The organism is Bacillus sp. FDAARGOS_527, from assembly GCF_003812125.1.
GTDB lineage: Bacteria > Bacillota > Bacilli > Bacillales > Bacillaceae_G > Bacillus_A > Bacillus_A paranthracis.
Map to the genome: position 1 here is coordinate 898,478 of NZ_CP033795.1, position 17,256 is coordinate 915,733.

General features: G+C 34.3%; 21 protein-coding genes. 19 read left to right on the top strand and 2 right to left on the bottom strand.

What is annotated here, in order from left to right; genetic code table 11:
- Positions 1 to 6 precede the first annotated feature (6 nt).
- Both EGX95_RS07000 and EGX95_RS07005 read left to right on the top strand, forming a co-directional pair.
- Complete coding sequence (locus EGX95_RS07000; protein WP_033669815.1) at positions 7 to 1,365, top strand: Ig-like domain-containing protein; 1,359 nt, start codon at positions 7 to 9, stop codon at positions 1,363 to 1,365.
- Positions 1,366 to 1,392: 27 nt separating this feature from the next.
- Positions 1,393 to 2,109 carry a hypothetical protein gene (locus tag EGX95_RS07005; RefSeq protein ID WP_063246794.1) on the top strand — a complete coding sequence of 239 codons (717 nt, stop codon included), beginning with the start codon at positions 1,393 to 1,395 and terminating at the stop codon, positions 2,107 to 2,109.
- Between the two features lie 83 nt (positions 2,110 to 2,192).
- Here the strand turns inward: EGX95_RS07005 and EGX95_RS07010 are convergent, their stop codons facing one another.
- Together EGX95_RS07010 and EGX95_RS07015 are read right to left on the bottom strand one after the other, a co-directional pair.
- Complete coding sequence (locus tag EGX95_RS07010; protein ID WP_000582906.1) at positions 2,193 to 2,975, bottom strand: CheR family methyltransferase; 783 nt, start codon at positions 2,973 to 2,975, stop codon at positions 2,193 to 2,195.
- Between the two features lie 39 nt (positions 2,976 to 3,014).
- Positions 3,015 to 3,512: a flagellar motor switch protein FliG gene (locus EGX95_RS07015; protein WP_001020115.1), complete on the bottom strand. Its 498-nt coding sequence runs from the start codon at positions 3,510 to 3,512 to the stop codon at positions 3,015 to 3,017.
- A gap of 143 nt (positions 3,513 to 3,655) precedes the next feature.
- Here EGX95_RS07015 and EGX95_RS07020 point away from each other — a divergent pair, with 143 nt between their 5' ends.
- From EGX95_RS07020 to EGX95_RS07100, 17 genes are all read left to right on the top strand, one after another.
- The gene (locus EGX95_RS07020; protein WP_000946323.1) at positions 3,656 to 4,120 is read left to right on the top strand and encodes a YaaR family protein; all 465 of its coding nucleotides are present in this window, start codon (positions 3,656 to 3,658) and stop codon (positions 4,118 to 4,120) included.
- Positions 4,121 to 4,136: 16 nt separating this feature from the next.
- A complete protein-coding gene (locus EGX95_RS07025; protein WP_000275906.1) occupies positions 4,137 to 4,589 on the top strand; it encodes a hypothetical protein in 453 nt (150 codons plus the stop codon).
- A gap of 17 nt (positions 4,590 to 4,606) precedes the next feature.
- Positions 4,607 to 5,905 carry a flagellar hook-associated protein FlgK gene (gene flgK, locus EGX95_RS07030; protein ID WP_001239727.1) on the top strand — a complete coding sequence of 433 codons (1,299 nt, stop codon included), beginning with the start codon at positions 4,607 to 4,609 and terminating at the stop codon, positions 5,903 to 5,905.
- 38 nt (positions 5,906 to 5,943) lie between these two features.
- Positions 5,944 to 6,807: a flagellar hook-associated protein 3 gene (locus EGX95_RS07035; protein WP_001266395.1), complete on the top strand. Its 864-nt coding sequence runs from the start codon at positions 5,944 to 5,946 to the stop codon at positions 6,805 to 6,807.
- A gap of 19 nt (positions 6,808 to 6,826) precedes the next feature.
- Positions 6,827 to 8,236: a flagellar hook-associated protein 2 gene (locus EGX95_RS07040; RefSeq protein ID WP_000929227.1), complete on the top strand. Its 1,410-nt coding sequence runs from the start codon at positions 6,827 to 6,829 to the stop codon at positions 8,234 to 8,236.
- Positions 8,237 to 8,258: 22 nt separating this feature from the next.
- Positions 8,259 to 8,627: a flagellar export chaperone FliS gene (gene fliS / locus EGX95_RS07045; protein ID WP_001149522.1), complete on the top strand. Its 369-nt coding sequence runs from the start codon at positions 8,259 to 8,261 to the stop codon at positions 8,625 to 8,627.
- Positions 8,617 to 8,889 carry a hypothetical protein gene (locus EGX95_RS07050; protein WP_001058068.1) on the top strand — a complete coding sequence of 91 codons (273 nt, stop codon included), beginning with the start codon at positions 8,617 to 8,619 and terminating at the stop codon, positions 8,887 to 8,889. Before fliS ends, EGX95_RS07050 begins: the two co-directional genes overlap by 11 nt.
- 381 nt (positions 8,890 to 9,270) lie before the next feature.
- Positions 9,271 to 9,678 (top strand): flagellar basal body rod protein FlgB, encoded by a 408-nt coding sequence (gene flgB / locus EGX95_RS07055; protein WP_002027413.1) that lies wholly within the window; start codon positions 9,271 to 9,273, stop codon positions 9,676 to 9,678.
- A 20-nt stretch (positions 9,679 to 9,698) separates the two neighbouring features.
- Entirely contained in the window at positions 9,699 to 10,112 is a 414-nt protein-coding gene (gene flgC, locus EGX95_RS07060) for a flagellar basal body rod protein FlgC (protein WP_000484679.1), read from the top strand.
- Between the two features lie 17 nt (positions 10,113 to 10,129).
- Complete coding sequence (gene fliE, locus EGX95_RS07065) at positions 10,130 to 10,429, top strand: flagellar hook-basal body complex protein FliE (protein WP_000701676.1); 300 nt, start codon at positions 10,130 to 10,132, stop codon at positions 10,427 to 10,429.
- Positions 10,430 to 10,451: 22 nt separating this feature from the next.
- On the top strand, positions 10,452 to 12,026 hold the full coding sequence (gene fliF, locus EGX95_RS07070) for a flagellar basal-body MS-ring/collar protein FliF (protein ID WP_000413187.1): 1,575 nt from the start codon (positions 10,452 to 10,454) through the stop codon (positions 12,024 to 12,026).
- A gap of 13 nt (positions 12,027 to 12,039) precedes the next feature.
- Positions 12,040 to 13,044 (top strand): flagellar motor switch protein FliG, encoded by a 1,005-nt coding sequence (fliG, locus tag EGX95_RS07075; RefSeq protein ID WP_000883353.1) that lies wholly within the window; start codon positions 12,040 to 12,042, stop codon positions 13,042 to 13,044.
- Complete coding sequence (locus tag EGX95_RS07080; RefSeq protein ID WP_000051729.1) at positions 13,031 to 13,714, top strand: FliH/SctL family protein; 684 nt, start codon at positions 13,031 to 13,033, stop codon at positions 13,712 to 13,714. Before fliG ends, EGX95_RS07080 begins: the two co-directional genes overlap by 14 nt.
- Complete coding sequence (locus EGX95_RS07085; protein WP_001080959.1) at positions 13,711 to 15,015, top strand: flagellar protein export ATPase FliI; 1,305 nt, start codon at positions 13,711 to 13,713, stop codon at positions 15,013 to 15,015. Before EGX95_RS07080 ends, EGX95_RS07085 begins: the two co-directional genes overlap by 4 nt.
- 117 nt (positions 15,016 to 15,132) lie before the next feature.
- Complete coding sequence (locus EGX95_RS07090) at positions 15,133 to 15,543, top strand: hypothetical protein (RefSeq protein ID WP_000360868.1); 411 nt, start codon at positions 15,133 to 15,135, stop codon at positions 15,541 to 15,543.
- Complete coding sequence (locus EGX95_RS07095) at positions 15,536 to 16,666, top strand: flagellar hook-length control protein FliK (RefSeq protein ID WP_000344727.1); 1,131 nt, start codon at positions 15,536 to 15,538, stop codon at positions 16,664 to 16,666. Before EGX95_RS07090 ends, EGX95_RS07095 begins: the two co-directional genes overlap by 8 nt.
- A 3-nt stretch (positions 16,667 to 16,669) precedes the next feature.
- Positions 16,670 to 17,248, top strand: a complete 579-nt coding sequence (locus EGX95_RS07100) for a flagellar hook assembly protein FlgD (RefSeq protein ID WP_001143471.1) — start codon at positions 16,670 to 16,672, stop codon at positions 17,246 to 17,248.
- The last annotated feature ends 8 nt before the right edge of the window (positions 17,249 to 17,256 follow it).

The following is a 17,256-nucleotide window of genomic DNA, read 5'->3' on the forward strand; positions in this document are numbered from 1 at the left end:
TAGTAGATGAAAAGCGTAAAGTTTTTTCTAATTTGCTGGCTATGCATACATGTGTGCTTGCTCTTCCCACTGCAAAGTCAGGCGGAAGAGCAAAATGTGCCAGAACAAAATATAAATGAAGTGGATGTACAAGAAGAGAATAAGGAAGTTCAAGAACAGCCAGAACAAGTGGAAATAAAGCAAGATAAAGAGGAACAACAAGAAGTAAAGAATGAGCAAGAAACCGAAAAAAAGATAGAGACGGATCAAGGGATTATTACAATAAATAAGCGAGAATTAAAAGTTGGCGAAGAAATACGGATTATTGTAGAGCCAAAAGAGACAAATATTCAAAGTATAAAAGGTATGTTGCGTTTGCCAAAAAACAGTAATCTGTATGAGCAAGAAAGAATGATACCTTTTGACTATGAAGAAGAGACGAAGCGATGGATTGCTAACTATAAGGTCGGGATTTTTGATTTGCAAGGTGATTGGAACCTTCAGCTTATTCAAAGTTTTAAAGAAAATGAGAAAGAAGAGCTGATAGAAAATGAAGTGAAAGTCCCACTTATTCGTATAAATAATGAAACGCCAACAATAGATAAAGAGATGCCGAAGTTGCATAAAGTCACTATTGACGAGGCGAAGGAGAATGTAATCGAACGAAAACGAGGCGATTCTATACGTGTAAGAGTGAAGGCGGCAGACGTGGAATCGGTTGTGAAAGAAGTTCGTGTTACATTAAAAGGAAAAGACAATAAAGAGATTACATTTTTATTAGATTACAATAAGCGCGACATGGAATGGCAAAAAGTATTTGAAATAACGGATGCACTATCAAATGGGACATACGAGCTACTTGTAGAGGTAGTAGATGCGGCTGGAAATAAACTGGTTGAAGAAAGTGAGTATGTCGTTTCTGTTTTGGAGCAAAAAACAGAAGAGGATAAAAAGACAGAAGAACGAGAGAAAGAAGATAAATTAGAAAATAAACTAGAAGATAAGAAAGAAACTGAGAAGCAGGAAGACACGAAAGTAGAAATCCCGCTTCAGGAAGAAAAACAGCCAGTTGTTCAAATTCCGAAGCAAGACGAGAAAATAAACGATCTTATAAAAGAACCATTGAAAGAGAAAGAAAGAATTACTTATGTTATAAAAGAGCCTCTCACAGACAACAAGGAAGTAAATAAAGCGACGGCTCAAAAAGATAAAGATAATAAAAATAACAATCAAGTCATTTCGAAAAAGAAAGAGAAAAAGGAAGAGTTAGCAGATAAGAAAGAAGCTAAAAGTGAGCAAGGAATACAAGCTTCTAATGTATTTGCTATTATGTCAGGTTTATTCGTACTATTTTTAGTTTTAAAGAGCAATAAAGAATGGGGCTAATTATTTCATCATAGTGGAGGCGCTTAAATGGAAATTAAACGTACGACAATTGAAAATAAGACGCTACAACCATTAAAACAGCCTGCAGCTATTTCAGAACATGAAATCCAGAAAGAACGAAAGTATAGTAATCTAGTGTTTACTGGACAGTCTAAAATTATTTCGAAAAATAACGAAATAGGGATTTTACTTGCGAGTTTAGGTGATGGAAAGGTTATGAAGGAAATGCTTTCTAAAGAGATGGATACAGTATTACAACTCTTTAAAAAGTTACATACATTATCTGGAGAAGGAAAGCAAACAGATAAAATATTTGAACAAGTAATGAGAAGCTTACAAGGGCTTGTGAACCAGGCGCATATAAAAGAACTGCCTTTATTAGATGGATCGTATGATTTCGCTGAAGTACAACTATCATTTGGTAGAAAGGTACACATTCCGTTATTAGATGTAAGTGCACTCATCTCTAGCGTGGAGAGTGACTCGTCAGAAGGAAATATAAATTTAATGGTAACGGTTATTACTGCGTATATCACGAAATTGTCTAACGAAACCATTTTAATTAGCGTCACGGATCGCACAGCTAAAGAGCGGGATACAAGTGTATGGAGAGCACTTGCAGAAATGAATATGACACAATTATCACAGGCATTGAAACAAACGGTGCAAGAACATAAATGGTCTATGACGTTTCTTTTTCTCTTTATATGGGTTGCTTGTATTATTTTAATTCGAGTTATATAAAAAATGAACGGAATCACGCAATTCTTTGTTATGATTTTAGTAAATAAATACAAAAAAGCAGGGTGCAATAATCCTGCTTTTTTCTATATTTTTTCATAAAAGAATGTATCAAAACGCTGAAGATTGAATCGTTCAGGTGTTAAAATTTGCTCTGTGCTACCGACAAATAGCACACCGCCTTTTCGTAAAGAACGGCTAAACTTTTCATACAGCTTGACTCTTGCTTCTTCTGTGAAATAGATCATTACATTACGACAAACAATTAAATCGTAATTTGTATCGAACGATTGCATTAATAGGTCATGCTGTTTAAACGTGACGTGTTGCTTAATATTTTGATGTAATGAATATATATCATCTTCTTTTGTGAAATGACGTTCTTTCAAATCGCTAGGTAATTCTTTCAAAGAACGTTCCGTATATTGACCACGTTTTGCACTCTCTAAAATATGAAAATCAAGATCCGTTGCTAGTATTTCATAGCGAAATGGAGAGAGATGTTTCGATAAAATTAAAGAGAGTGTATATGGTTCTTCACCAGCAGCGCAAGCAGCACTCCATACTTTTAATTTTCCGTTATTTTGTTCGAGTAATTTTGGCAGTGCTTTCGATTCTAACGTTTGCCAACGTTCTTTATTTCTAAAAAACTCTGAAACGTTAATTGTAATATAGTCAATAAAACTTAAAAATAAGTTTTGATCAACACGTAAAGTACTTAAAAATGTAGTATAGTTTTCAAAGCCTTTTCTTGAAATAAAAGCATCGATTCTACGGCGCATCCTATCTTGTTTATACGAAGCGATATCCATATTGAATTGTTGTTTAAAACTCGTGATAAAATGATCATAATCTTGTTCAATTATCATATTTACAATGGGCACAATAACGATATTGTGCCGCCCCCTTTACATCATACGAATTTTTTGTTCAAAGCTTTTTTTCATTTGTTTTTCATGTAAACCTGGTAAATCATAAATGACAGCATCAATCCCAGCTTCTTTTGCAATGTCAACGGGAATGACAGATGTATGTTTGTCTCCGTTATAAAAACAGAGAACTAAATCGGTATCTTCAATAATTTGTTTCACAAAAAACATATAATCAGATCGATAAATAGAGTCGGAAGGATGATCAAAAGCAACATACTCGGCTCCGTGTGATTTTAAATAATCTACGATTTCTTGGAATTCATCTGTTACTGCTTGTAACGGTTGGAGCGTGTAAAGGCATAAATTTTGAGCGAGCCTTTCGTTTTCAACGAAAAAACGAAGTACCTCATTTTCAATAGATTTATAACATAATATGTAAATTTTATGTTTGTGAGCATAGTCAGTTAAAAATTTTTTAATTTCTTCTTGATCTAATGCTGTTAATTGATTTGAACCACAAAGAAAAATATTCATAGAATTGTGCCACCTCATGCTAAATTGTAACATATCTTCTATAAAAAATAACTGCAAAATATTAGTGTTCAGAGTATAATTATAAATAACTAGATTTTACGATTAACTTTTGGAAGAAATAAAAAAATAAATAGGTGATATATATGCTGCGTTCAATCTCGCATAATCCAATCTTATCGCATATACCGCCTGCTACTCAAATGCCGAAAGAAGCAAATGTCAGGACTGGACTTGCATTTTCGGATAATTTGCATGCAGATCCGAAAAAAGATAAGTTGTTAGAACAAATGGAAGCGTTTGTTGATAATATTGGAGAAATTAAAGAAAAAATCGAAATGGAATTAACACTTGATAACGTAATGGAATACAAAAATACAGTAAAATCATTTTTGAATTTTTACGTTGATAATGTATTGCAATATAAAGATGTCATGTCTCGTCATCCGCGTTATGGCTATTCACAGAAAATGACGATTGTAAAGCAGGCGGAAATGGGATTGAATGAGTTAGAAGATGTTATGAACTTAATTAATACAAAAACAGGACATTTAGAAATGTTAAATCAAATTGGAGAAATCCACGGTTTAATTGTAAATTTAGTCTTGTAAAAGGGAAGGAAGCTATATGTATATACAATTATATGAAAAGCTCGTTATTATTCAAAAAGCATATGAAAACATTCAAACGCTTGGAGAACAAATATATGAGAATTTAAAAAATAAAAATGTAAATGCAGTTCAAAAGTTACAAGTAGAGCAATTGCAGTACATTGAAGGTTTAAAACAATTATCGAGATCATTTGAAGAAATGGTTGTTCAGTTTTGTAAAGAACAGGGAGTGGAATCATTTCGCGTAAGTGCGTTATTTTCGTATTTTTCTCAAGAAGAAATTGAGAAAATGGAAAAAATACAAAAAAACTTAATTGGATTAGAAGAAAATGTAAAAATGCTTCTTTTGAAAAATCAATATTACTTAAACGTACTATTAAAAACTACAGAAAGTATTGTGGATTCAGTTTCTGAATATAACTTAGAACGAAACAATAATTCGCAAATCTTTATGAACGAACTATTGTAAAGGGGAAGTGAAGCATTATGAGATTATCTGATTATAATACCCCGTTATCGGGTATGTTAGCGGCCCAAATGGGATTACAAACGACGAGACAAAACTTATCAAACATTCATACACCTGGCTATGTGCGCCAAATGGTGAATTACGGATCTGTTGGAGCGAGCAATGGTCATACACCAGAACAGAGAATTGGTTATGGTGTACAAACGTTAGGTGTTGATCGAATTACAGATGAAGTGAAGACGAAACAGTTTAACGATCAATTATCTCAGCTCTCTTACTATAATTATAAGAACTCGGTTTTATCACGAGTAGAGTCTATGGTAGGAACGACAGGCAAAAACTCACTATCTAGTTTAATGGATGGATTCTTTAATGCTTTTCGAGAAGTTGCAAAAAATCCAGATCAATCAAACTATTATGATACGCTAATTTCTGAAACTGGGAAGTTTACAAGTCAGGTAAATAAACTTGCGAAAAATTTAGATTCAGTAGAAGCGCAGACGACAGAAGATATTGAAGCGCATGTCAATGAATTTAATCGTCTTGCTGACAGTTTAGCAGAAGCGAATCAAAAAATTGGACAAGCTGGTACACAAGTGCCAAATCAACTTTTAGACGAACGTGACCGTATCGTTACAGAAATGTCTAAGTATGCCAATATAGAAGTATCTTATGAATCTATGAATCCTAATATCGCAAGTGTTAGAATGAATGGCGTTTTAACAGTAAATGGACAAGATACATATCCATTGCAATTAAATAAAACGAAAGAACCTATGTCTGTTGAAATTTACGGTTCGGAAATTCCTTTAACTAGTGGGGCAATAAAATCTGCAATCGATACGAAAGGGCAGATTGCTAGTTATAAGAAAAATCTTGAAGAGTTAATGAGTTCAGTGAAAAATCAAGTAAATACAGTGATGGGAAAAGACTTCTTCGTTGGAGATTATGCGAAAGAGTTGAAATTAAATCCAGAATTTGCGAATGATTTTTCGAAAATGAAAATATCTGCTGAAACAGCAAATAAACTAGCAGGAATTACAGATGAAGTTTATAAAGATGGTCTTTCATATAAAAAAGCATTAGACCAATTCATAGTTAAAGTAGCATCTGATAAAAGTGAAGTGAATGGATATCAAAAAATTCATGGAGATTTATTAGAAGGTATTCAGCAAGAAAAGATGAGTATTGAAGGCGTAAATATGGAAGAGGAAATGGTTAATTTAATGGCTTTCCAAAAATACTTCGTAGCAAACTCTAAAGCTATTACTACGATGAATGAAGTGTTTGATAGTCTGTTTTCGATTATCCGATAAATAGTAATTGATTGAAAATAAATAAGGAGGAGATAGAAATGAGAGTATCTACATTTCAAAATGCAAACTGGGCAAAGAATCAGTTAATGGATTTAAATGTGCAACAACAATATCATCGAAATCAAGTAACTTCAGGGAAGAAAAATCTTCTTATGAGTGAAGACCCACTTGCAGCAAGTAAATCATTTGCAATTCAACATTCGTTGGCGAATATTGAACAAATGCAAAAAGATATAGCGGATTCAAAAAATGTACTAAGTCAGACGGAAAATACATTGTCAGGTATTGTGAAGTCTTTAACGAGAGCGGATCAATTAACAATACAAGCATTAAATGGACCAAATGGTGAAAAAGAATTAAAGGCAATCGGTGCAGAAATCGATCAAATTTTAAAACAAGTTGTATATTTAGCGAACACGAAAGAGCAAGGTCGTTATCTTTTTGGTGGAGATAGTGCAGAGAAACCTCCATTTGCGGATGATGGGACATACCAAGGTGGCGAAAAAGATGTAATGTGGAAGCTAAATGATGGTTATGAAATTAAAGCTTTTCGTAATGGTGAGAACTTACTAACTCCTGTTATTCAAACGTTAGTAAAGATGAAAGACGCGATGCAAAATGGTGATCAAAAGGCGTTACAACCGATTTTAACGGAAAATAAGAAAAACTTGGATAGTGTTATTAATCGTACAACAGAAGTGGGAGCAACGATGAACACTGTAGATACGTTTAAGACAATTTTAAGCGAGCAAAATTTAGCGCTTCAAGAAAATCGTAAAGAAATTGAAGATGTTGATTTAGCAGTAGCAATTTCTGACTTGGCGTATATTAATGCGACGTATGAAGCGACGCTTAAAGCGGTTAGCACGATGAGTAAAACGAGTATTTTAGACTATATGTAATGAATAAGGAGTGAGAAATATGGCAGGAACAATAACCGGTATTGGCGGTAGACAACAGATTTGGAACCTCGGAAATAATATGATCGATACTTCTAACTTCGTTGAATTAGAAATGAATGCGTTAGATATGAGAAAAACGCCGTATACAAATGAAAAGAATAGCCTTTCACAAGATAAACTTTTATATACAAGTTTAAAATCAGAATTCAGTTCTTTCACGCAAACATTTAAAAATTTAGCGGCTTTTAAAGGAAATGAGAAAAAGGTAACAACATCACAAGATGGTTATATTAATGTCAAAGCTGATGGTGGAGCTATTCCGGGAACTTTTAATATGACGATTACACAGCTTGCGCAGCGTCATCAAATAGCTTCTGATAAAATTGACGATATAGATGCAAAGTTGAATAGAGATGAAACATTAAAACTAGGTGGTAAAGAACTAAAAATAACATCTGATATGACATATAAAGATTTAATTAATAAAATTAATGATGGAGATTACGGCGTATCAGCTTATACACTTGGAAATAAAATTTTCATGACCTCAAAAAAAGAGGGGGAAGATGGAGTAATTAATTTTAAGGACAACACATCTAAACTGTTTCAAGATATAGGGTTGGCTAATGAGGATGGTACAGCACGCAATATAATAAATGAAGCACAAAATGCTGAATATACGATTAATGGTATTAAAGGTAATAGTTCTACCAATACGATTGAAGCCCTGCCTGGTGTGAAAATTGAATTATTAAAAGTAACTGAGCAAAAAGTAGAGGAAAAGCCAGTAGAAAATCCTGATGGAGAAAAAATAGAGGTTGATCCAAAGACAACAGAGGCGAAAGCAAAAGGGATAGAACTGAAGTTTACAGTAAGTGACTCAAACGTAACTGATGCAGCAAATGTTATTAAAAAAATGGTTGCAGATTATAATAAAGCTGTTTCTACAGTAGATATCTTTGCTGGTAAAGGCGGGGCTTTCCAAGGTCAAGCTATTATGCAAAGTGTACGCCAAGCGATGAATAGCGTCGTAACATTTTCTCAAGATGGTAATTACTTATTCTCATTTGGTATTCAATTAAAGCAAGACGGAACGATGGAAGTTAATGACGAAGCATTAACGAAAGCGTTAAAAGAGAAGCCGGATGCAGCGAAGCAATTTTTCTTTAGTTCTAACGGATTAGGAAAAATGATGGAAGAACCACTTGATAAATTATTTGGTGATAAAGGTGTAGTTGGAGAACGAGTAAAAAACATCGATTCACGTGTAAGTGATTTAGATAAAAAGATTAAAGATATTGAAGCACAAAACTTGCAAAAACAAGATGAAATCGTGAAGAAGTATCAAAAGCTAGAAAGTACATTAGCGGCGCTAGATAGCCAATTAAAAACAATTAAAGCAATGACAAAACAAAAAAGTGATGATTAATGAAAGTTGAGGAAGTGATCGTATGCAAGCATGGCAACGTTATATGCAAAATGATATTATGACGAGTAATCCGATTAAAAATACAATTTTTATTTATGAAAGATGTATTGTAGAGTTTCGTAATTTAGAAGAGCTTTTACATACTTTTAAACTACAAGAGGGAGATGCGCTTCTTGAGAAGTTAGAACGTATTTTTGAAGAATTAAAGCTTCAATTAAACCCTGAGATTACGAAAGATTTATATGATAGTCTTTATGGTTTATATGATTGGATTAGTGTTCAAATTCAAACGATGAAAGTAACACGTGAAGCGAAAGATATTGATGCGATTGTGAAAGTGTTACAAGATTTAATAGACGGTTATCGCGGAGCGCTTGAAAATGAACAATGATATTTATCGAGCATTTGTCGGCTGTTTTAATGAAATTGGTGAATTGCAAGTGTCAGATGAAGAGTTTACTGAGAAGAGTGCGATGTTAAATCGCTGGATGATGACATTGGATGAAGAAACGCGAGCACAAGTTGCGGCAGAAGTAAGCCCATTCATTATTAAGGCAGCACAGCATATTCGAGATAAGCAAAAGATTTTGGAAGAAATGATTATGACAAATGATGGGAGAATGAAAGCAAATTCATTTTACGGTAAATATTAATTATAAAGTGTGGAAACGGATCCTCCTTATTTTAAAAGGGGATCCATTCCTTCATGTAAATAAAGAATTCCGCTGATTGAGGTTTCATTTTATGACTGTAAAAAATAGAAGTAATCTAAATAATGTAAAAATAATATGCGGCTAGTCGTAAATATGTTGAAATAGTATATAGATTACTATGTGTATACAGTTTTTTTGTATTCTTTTTTATATTTTTGTATTTTTCTAAAGACAACAATGTAAAAATGGAATAAAATATGTAAGGGTACATAATAGTTAATATTTTAATAAATACATATAGGAAATTAAATAATGAAGTGAAACTTCCATCAGTGGATCATTATGTCAAAATGATAAGTTAAAAAAGGAAGGGTGTGGAGTATGCCAGATTTAGTGAGTGATGTAAGCCATTATATGAATTATTTAGTGACGAAACGAAATACTGTTTCTAGTAATATTGCAAATGCGAATACACCTGGCTATAAAGCACAAGACGTTACATTTGCTGAACAAATGAATAAAAGTAGTGCATTATATAAAAGCAATACTGCGGATTTAAAAACCAATGCAGATTTATATCAAACGAATGAAATGCACTTACCGACAGTAAATACAAAAAATACATATGCGAAGATTCAAACGAAGTCAATGCAAACGAATAAAGATGGAAATAGTGTGGATGTAACGACAGAAATGCTAGATTTAATGAAAGCAAACCAATTATATGGTATTTCAATTAACGCAATTAATACACAATATGCAATTAACCAAGCAGCTCGCGGACGTTAATAGTAGAAGGAGAGACAACGATGTTTCAGGCAATTAATGCAAGTGGATCAGGGCTAACAACAGCGAGAAAGTGGATGGAAGTTACTTCAAATAATATTGTAAATGCAAATACAACGGCAGCTCCGGGGGCAGATTTGTATGAGCGCCGTAGTGTAGTGCTTGAATCTAATAATAGTTTTGCAAATATGTTAGAAGGGACACCTACTAACGGGGTAAAAATAAAAAGTATTGAAGCAGACAAAACTGAAAACTTAGTGTATGATCCGACGCATCCGCATGCAAATGAAGAAGGATATGTACGTTATCCAAATGTTGATGTAACTGCTGAAATGACGAATGTAATGGTTGCTCAAAAAATGTATGAAGCAAATACAAGTGTATTAAATGCGAATAAAAAAATGCTGGATAAAGATTTAGAAATCGGCCGAGGATAGAGGAGGAATATGGGAAGATGAAAATCCAACCAATGTTACATACACAGCCATTTGGCACGATTCAGTCAATTGGTGCACCGAAAAACACGCAAACATCTGTAGTCGAGGGGAAGAAGTTTATCGATTTATTGGAAGATATGAATCAAACACAAAACAATGCGCAAACAGCGGTATATGATTTACTAACAAAAGGAGTAGGAGAAACACATGACGTTTTAATTCAGCAAAAGAAGGCTGAGTCTCAAATGAAAACGGCTGCTCTTGTACGTGATAATCTTATTGAAAATTATAAATCACTAATTAATATGCAAATTTAGGAAAATGGACGGGTGTGTTTAAATGGAAAAGTTAAAAAATGTTTTCCAATCGTTAAAAACGTGGCATAAGTTAGTCATTAGTGCTGCGCTTTTAGCAATTGTAACAGGAGCACTTTTATACTTCACCTTGCCAGATAAATATGTTGTTGTATATCAAAATTTAAATGATGCAGACAAGCAAGAGATTACAGCAGAATTATCGAAGCTAGGTGTCGATTACCAATTAGCAGCCGATGGTTCGATTCGTGTGCAAAAGAATGATGCTCCATGGGTTCGAAAAGAAATGAATGGAATGGGATTACCGTTTAATTCAAAAAGCGGTGAGGAAATTTTATTAGAAAGCTCGCTCGGTTCAAGTGAGCAAGATAAAAAAATGAAGCAAATTGTCGGTACGAAAAAGCAATTAGAGCAAGATATTGTAAGAAACTTTGCGACAGTTGAAACGGCAAATGTTCAAATTACATTGCCTGAAAAAGAGACAATTTTTGATGAAGAAAAAGCAAAAGGAACAGCGGCGATTACGGTTGGTGTAAAGCGTGGTCAATTATTAACGGCTGATCAAGTTGCGGGTATACAGCAAATGATCAGTGCAGCAGTTCCTGGTGTAAAAGCAGAAGAAGTAAGTGTTATTGATAGCAAAAAAGGTGTTATCTCAAAAGGGGCAGATGAAGCACATTCTAGTAGTTCCTCTTCTTATGAGAAAGAAGTAGAAATGCAGCACCAAATTGAAGGTAAATTAAAGCAAGATATTGATGCAACGTTAATGACGATGTTTAAGCCGAATGAATATAAAGTGAATACGAAAGTATCTGTAAACTACGATGAAGTTACACGTCAGTCTGAAAAATATGGTGATAAAGGTGTACTTCGTAGTAAACAAGAGCAGGAGGAAAGCTCTACTGCGCAAGAAGGGGCAGATACGAAGCAAGGTGCTGGTATTACAGCGAACGGTGAAGTGCCAAATTACGGTACGAACAATAATCAAAATGGAAAAATCGTCTACGATAATAAAAATGGTAACAAAATCGAAAACTATGAAATAGATAAAACAGTTGAAACGATTAAAAAACATCCAGAGTTAACGAAAACAAATGTTGTTGTATGGGTGGATAATGATACGTTAGTAAAACGAAGAATTGATATGACGACTTTCAAAGAAGCGATCGGTACAGCAGCTGGACTTCAAGCTGATCCAAATGGTAACTTTACAAATGGTCAAGTGAATGTAGTAACTGTTCAGTTTGATCAACCGAAAGAAGAAAAGCCGAAAGAGCCAGAAGAAAGTGGTATAAACTGGTGGTTATTCGGCGGAATTCCAGCTGGTCTATTAGCGATTGGTGGTCTAGTATGGTTCTTCTTAGCTAGACGTAAGAGAAAGAAAGAAGAAGAGGAATATGAAGAATACTTAGCAGAAGATGAAGTTGCGGCAAGTAGTGAAAGTATTATGGAAATTCCGGAAGAGAAAATAGTACCAGAGCCAAAACCTGAGCCAGAACAACCGAAAGAACCAACGTTAGATGAACAAGTGCAGGATGCTACGAAAGAACATGTAGAAGGTACTGCAAAAGTAATTAAAAAATGGTTAAACGGACAGTAAGGGAGGAACAACGATGTTAGATGAAATCTCCTCCAAAGAAAAAGCTGCCATTCTCATTCGTACATTAGATGAAGAGGTGGCAGCAAAAGTCATTGAATATATGACGGCTGAGGAAAAAGAAGTGTTGCTTCGTGAAATCGCGAAGTTTCGTGTATATAAACCAGAAACGTTAGAGAATGTGCTAGGGGAGTTCTTATATGAACTAAATGTAAAAGAATTGAACTTAGTCACTCCAGATAAAGAGTACATTCGTCGCATATTTAAAAATATGCCAGAAGACGAGCTTGAAAAATTATTGGAAGACCTTTGGTACAACAAAGATAATCCATTTGAATTCTTAAATTCACTTACAGATTTAGAGCCACTTCTTACAGTGCTTAATGATGAATCACCACAAACAATTGCAATTATCGCTTCTTACATTAAACCGCAACTTGCTTCTCAATTAATTGAGAGATTGCCAGATCATAAGCGAGTAGAAACGGTAATGGGTATTGCGAAACTAGAACAAGTTGACGGTGAACTCATTAATCAAATTGGTGAGCTATTAAAAGCGAAATTAAATAATATGGCGTTTAGTGCAATCAATAAAACAGACGGCTTAAAAACAATTGTGAACATTTTAAATAATGTTTCACGAGGCGTTGAAAAAACAGTCTTTCAAAAGCTGGATGAAGTTGATTATGAGTTATCTGAGAGAATTAAAGAAAATATGTTTGTTTTTGAAGACTTACTTGGTCTTGAAGATCTTGCGCTTCGCCGTGTGTTAGAGGAAATTACAGATAACGGTGTCATTGCAAAAGCGCTTAAAATTGCAAAAGAAGAAATTAAAGAGAAATTATTTACATGTATGTCTTCAAACCGTAAAGAGATGATTATGGAAGAATTAGATGGCTTAGGACCACTTAAGATGACAGATGCTGAGAAAGCGCAGCAAATGATTACAGGTACGGTGAAAAAGCTAGAGAAAGAAGGAAGAATTATCATTCAAAGAGGTGAAGATGATGTCCTTATTTAAAAACAGAATTCCGAAGAATTCTGTTTCTTTTTCTGAAGAAACGTATGAATTACAATTTCCAAAACCAATACAAGCTCACGTAGAAGAAATACAAGTAGATCAAGAAGAACTTCTTGCGCAGCAACAATCGTTACATGTTGAACTGAATCAACTAAGACAAGAAAAGCAAATGTTAGAACGAGAGCGTCAGCAGTTATTACATGATCAAGAACAATTTCAAATGCATGTTCAGCAGCAGATGAAAGAGATAGAATCGGCACATATGCAGTTTCAAAAAGAGCAACAAGAAACAGCATACGAATGGACAGAATTATTATGGGATCAATCTTTTCAACTAGCAGAAAAAATTGTGAATCAAGCAGTAGATGCTAGATTGCTTGATGTGTTACCTATTTTAACTGGCATCGTTCAAACATTGCCTACTTCTTTTGAAAAACTAGTGATTACCGTACATCCAGAAACGTTTGAACGTATTCAAGAAGAGAAGGAAAATACGAAAGAGTATTGGTTACTACAATTAGTAGAATGGAAATATGATTTCTCCTTACAGTTCGGTGAATTTGTTCTAGAAGAAGAGAAAGAGTTCTTTGAATTTAAGTTTGCACCTATATTTGCGAAACTTCGCCAGAAATGGGAAGAAGAGAAGTTATTTGAGGAGCAAAATGTATGAATCGACTATTAATGAATGAAAACCAAAAATGGAATACATTTATTGAAACACCGTTTTATACGAAAGTTGGTAAAGTTCATAGTGTGCAAGAGCAGTTTTTCGTAGCGAAGGGACCAAAGGCGAAAATAGGTGATGTTTGTCTCGTTGGAGAACATAACGTCTTATGTGAAGTAATTGCAATTGAAAAAGAAAACAATATGTTACTCCCGTTCGAACAGACAGAAAAAGTATGTTATGGAGATTCCGTTACATTAATTGCAGAAGATGTTGTTATCCCTCGTGGTAATCATTTGCTCGGAAAAGTGTTAAGCGCAAATGGTGAAGTGTTAAATGAAAACGTTGAAAACATTCCGCTGCAAAAAATAAAGTTAGATGCTCCGCCTATTCATGCATTCGAGCGTGAAGAGATTACTGATGTATTTGAAACGGGAATTAAATCTATTGATTCTATGCTAACAATTGGTATTGGTCAAAAGATTGGTATTTTCGCTGGATCAGGTGTTGGTAAATCTACTTTACTCGGCATGATTGCGAAAAATGCAAAAGCTGATATAAACGTTATTAGTTTAGTAGGAGAACGTGGCCGAGAAGTAAAAGACTTTATTCGAAAAGAATTAGGCGAGGAAGGTATGAAGAAAAGCATCGTTGTCGTGGCGACATCAGATGAAAGCCACCTTATGCAACTTCGCGCAGCTAAGCTTGCAACATCTATTGCTGAATATTTCCGAGACGAAGGCAATAACGTACTACTTATGATGGACTCTGTTACTCGTTTTGCAGATGCGCGTAGAAGTGTTGATATTGCCGTTAAAGAGTTACCAATTGGTGGTAAAACACTTTTAATGGAAAGTTATATGAAGAAGCTGTTAGAGCGATCTGGGAAAACAAAAAAGGGGTCTATAACAGGTATTTATACAGTGCTCGTTGATGGAGACGATTTAAACGGTCCTGTACCAGATTTAGCACGTGGTATTTTAGATGGACATATTGTATTAAAACGTGAACTTGCAACGCTCAGTCATTATCCTGCTATTTCAGTGTTAGACTCAGTAAGTAGGATTATGGAAGAAATCGTGTCGCCCACTCATTGGCAACTGGCAAATGAAATGAGAAAAATTTTATCTATTTATAAAGAAAATGAATTATATTTCAAATTAGGAACGATTCAAGAAAATGAAGAAAATGCTTATATTTTTGAATGTAAAAATAAAGTAGAAGGTATAAATACATTTTTAAAACAAGGTCGATCAGATCGTTTTCAATTTGATGATATTGTTCAAGCAGTGCACCATATAGTATAAGACCTTGCGCCCTGCAGGTCTTATTTTTTTGTTTTTTAATATTTCACAGATTTTTTTGGAAAAAAACTATATAATAGAAAAAGAGAGCGTTATAATAGGAAGGGGCTATGAAAACAGGTGGATAAGCAGCAGTACGACACGATAAAATTGCAAATAAATCAAGAAAAAGAACAGATCTTGAAAGAAGTGTATGAATTAACAGCTGAAAAAAGAAAAATAGAACAAAAAAAAGAATATGATTTATATGTTGTGAAATCGCGTAGTAAAGTCGTACAAACTGGGCAACGTATTATGGCTGGTATGCTTTCTTCACATACGTTTTCACCTGAAAGAATAGAAGAATGGAATCGGAAAATTAAAAAAATAGTAGATTTTATTCAAAAAAATGAAAGTCTTTTAGAACAAGTAAAAGAAAAAGAACGTGTCATTGATGAGATGTATCAAGAAGATTGTAAAAAGCTTGCAAAAGTACGAGAAAAGCAGGAAGAAAAAATGCTTCTTGATTTGAAAATGTGTATGAATGGATGAGGTGAATGTAGTGATACAGTCTGTATTACCGGTGCAACAAAGTTTACCTCCGCAAAAAGAAAAAGGGCTAGAAGTACAATCTAAAAGTGAAGATTCTTCATTCGATTGTGCGATGAGAATGGAAAATACAAAGAAGCCGAAAACGGAGAAAACGAAGCGAGAAGATGCACCAGAAGATAGAAAAGAAAACATTCTTTCTAAAAAATCGGCAACGAAAGAAGAGCCAAGTGTAAAGAAAGAGGAAAAAAAAGAGACAGAACAGTTATTGTTAGCTGTATCTGAGCAAATGGTTGCAATTGAGCAATTACGCGTGCAACCAGAATTGTTATATCAATACATACAAAAAATACAAGAGCTATATAAAGAATATGGAAATATAAAACTTAACGAATTACCCGCTAATGAATTGCAACAATTACAAGAACTCCTTTCTAATATGAATATCAAAAATGCTATATGTTTAGAAGATACAATGCAAATGACATTAGACAAAATGAAGATGCCAGAGCAAATGATGCAAATATTGAACGTTGTAGAAAAAGAAGCTTGTAATATTGCAAAGAAACAAGAAGAGTCCAAAGACTTAGAGGGAGATCTTCCGAAAGCTGAGAGCGAAGATGTCAAGGTAGAGTTGCCAGAAGGTGATGTATTCAACGATTCGAATTCTGCCGGTGCAGAGTTATTAAATAAAGCGACAAGTACTGATCAAATAGGAAAATCCAATAGTGGCGCTGAGAAAGTTTCATTGCCTGACTTAGGAAAGAAAATGGAAGCACAAGTAGAAGCTCTTCAAAAGTTTGTAGTGAAACAAGAACGTGTGTTATTTCAGTTAAATCCAGAAAAACTTGGTACATTAACAGTGTTTATGAAAAAACATGGAGATCAAATTGATGTTCACGTAGAAATGGAAAAACACGATGCGAAGAAACGCGTTGAAATCATTTTTGATGAATTGAGACTGAAGTTAAAAGAAAAAGAAATTAATATTCAAATTAGCTATTCAGATAAAGATGAAAATCGTAAAGAACAGCGAGAACAAGAGCAAAGGCAAAAGCAGCAATTAGCAAGTACGAAACATGAGAAACAAGAATCAAAAGAATTTGCGGGATTATTGGAGGAATAAAGCGTGCCAACAGTTGGATTAAATACAACGAGTACAAATCATATTCCGTTGCAAGCAGGAGCGCAGAATAGGAATGCATCTGTTAACGGTGCACAACCGGCAGTAGGGCAAATGAATGGAGTATCAGCAGGAGAGCAAAAAACTCCTGGTGTAATGGGAAAAGATGATTTTCTGAAATTGTTTTTATCGAGTTTCCAGCACCAAGATCCATTTAATGCGATGGATATGAATCAAATGATGAACCAAACAGCACAATTATCTCTTATGGAACAAGTGCAGAATATGACAAAGGCAGTTGACTCTTTAAGAACGACAATGTATTCGACAGCGCTTGATGGTGGAATGAAGTTTTTAGGGAAGTACGTAAGAGGTGTTGACGGTGATGGTAAAAAAGTGACCGGTCAAGTAGAGACAGTTCGCCTCGCAGAAAATAACGAGGTACAGCTCGTTATTGATAATAAAGTTGTATCTCTTCGTTTCGTTGAGAGAGTGTCTGATAAACCAATTGGAGAAACGAATCCAGAAGATGCGAAGAAAGATGATCAAAAAGTAACGGAAGAAGAAAAAACTACAAATTCATAAGGAGTGTC

Excerpts from the sequence above, each read along its gene's own strand:
- EGX95_RS07000 (WP_033669815.1), top strand. The coding sequence starts at position 7 with ATGAAAAGCGTAAAGTTTTTTCTAATTTGCTGGCTATGCATACATGTG.
- EGX95_RS07005 (WP_063246794.1), top strand. The coding sequence starts at position 1,393 with ATGGAAATTAAACGTACGACAATTGAAAATAAGACGCTACAACCATTA.
- EGX95_RS07010 (WP_000582906.1), bottom strand. The coding sequence starts at position 2,975 with ATGATAATTGAACAAGATTATGATCATTTTATCACGAGTTTTAAACAA.
- EGX95_RS07015 (WP_001020115.1), bottom strand. The coding sequence starts at position 3,512 with ATGAATATTTTTCTTTGTGGTTCAAATCAATTAACAGCATTAGATCAA.
- EGX95_RS07020 (WP_000946323.1), top strand. The coding sequence starts at position 3,656 with ATGCTGCGTTCAATCTCGCATAATCCAATCTTATCGCATATACCGCCT.
- EGX95_RS07025 (WP_000275906.1), top strand. The coding sequence starts at position 4,137 with ATGTATATACAATTATATGAAAAGCTCGTTATTATTCAAAAAGCATAT.
- flgK (WP_001239727.1), top strand. The coding sequence starts at position 4,607 with ATGAGATTATCTGATTATAATACCCCGTTATCGGGTATGTTAGCGGCC.
- EGX95_RS07035 (WP_001266395.1), top strand. The coding sequence starts at position 5,944 with ATGAGAGTATCTACATTTCAAAATGCAAACTGGGCAAAGAATCAGTTA.
- EGX95_RS07040 (WP_000929227.1), top strand. The coding sequence starts at position 6,827 with ATGGCAGGAACAATAACCGGTATTGGCGGTAGACAACAGATTTGGAAC.
- fliS (WP_001149522.1), top strand. The coding sequence starts at position 8,259 with ATGCAAGCATGGCAACGTTATATGCAAAATGATATTATGACGAGTAAT.
- EGX95_RS07050 (WP_001058068.1), top strand. The coding sequence starts at position 8,617 with ATGAACAATGATATTTATCGAGCATTTGTCGGCTGTTTTAATGAAATT.
- flgB (WP_002027413.1), top strand. The coding sequence starts at position 9,271 with ATGCCAGATTTAGTGAGTGATGTAAGCCATTATATGAATTATTTAGTG.
- flgC (WP_000484679.1), top strand. The coding sequence starts at position 9,699 with ATGTTTCAGGCAATTAATGCAAGTGGATCAGGGCTAACAACAGCGAGA.
- fliE (WP_000701676.1), top strand. The coding sequence starts at position 10,130 with ATGAAAATCCAACCAATGTTACATACACAGCCATTTGGCACGATTCAG.
- fliF (WP_000413187.1), top strand. The coding sequence starts at position 10,452 with ATGGAAAAGTTAAAAAATGTTTTCCAATCGTTAAAAACGTGGCATAAG.
- fliG (WP_000883353.1), top strand. The coding sequence starts at position 12,040 with ATGTTAGATGAAATCTCCTCCAAAGAAAAAGCTGCCATTCTCATTCGT.
- EGX95_RS07080 (WP_000051729.1), top strand. The coding sequence starts at position 13,031 with ATGTCCTTATTTAAAAACAGAATTCCGAAGAATTCTGTTTCTTTTTCT.
- EGX95_RS07085 (WP_001080959.1), top strand. The coding sequence starts at position 13,711 with ATGAATCGACTATTAATGAATGAAAACCAAAAATGGAATACATTTATT.
- EGX95_RS07095 (WP_000344727.1), top strand. The coding sequence starts at position 15,536 with ATGGATGAGGTGAATGTAGTGATACAGTCTGTATTACCGGTGCAACAA.